1 pseudogene is annotated in these 512 nt (G+C 78.7%); it reads right to left on the reverse strand.

The features are described from left to right. Positions 1 to 331, reverse strand: a pseudogene (locus tag ND747_RS16640) (serine/threonine protein kinase); the annotation flags it as partial. Positions 332 to 512: the final 181 nt, after the last annotated feature.

The following is a 512-nucleotide window of genomic DNA, read 5'->3' on the forward strand; positions in this document are numbered from 1 at the left end:
CGCGCTGCGCGGCCGGCCGCACCGATGGCGCCGGCGGTACCGGCTGGCCGGGTGGTGCGACCGGGCCGGTCGGACGGACTCGGGCTGCCGCCGGGTGGATCCAGGCACCGAACTCCGCGGGGCGCGGTGGACGCGACCGCGGTGTCGGGTCGGACGGGCGAATCGTCTGTTCGGCCGGGTCCACCGGTCGGGCGGGCGGGCGCCGTTCCCGTTCCTCCAGCCAGGCGTCCTCGCCCGAGTCGACCTGCGGTGGTGTCGCGGGTCGGTCGCGCACCGGCGCCCGCGGATCGGGGTCGTCCTCGTCGCAGTCGTAGGTCCAGGGTGAGATCACGGACGGCGAGACCGCTGGCACACCGGTCGGCAGGGCGCCCCGGGCGCCTGCCGGCAGGCTGCCCGCGCTCGAACCGGGCGGCCTCGACCGGCCGCCACTCGTGCCCCCGCCGACGGACGGCGGCAGCCGAATCGGCGGCGCCACCGGTGGGGGCGGCAGCGGGGTCAGCCGTGTGCTGGGC

The organism is Frankia sp. R82 (assembly GCF_023716925.1).
GTDB lineage: Bacteria > Actinomycetota > Actinomycetes > Frankiales > Frankiaceae > Frankia.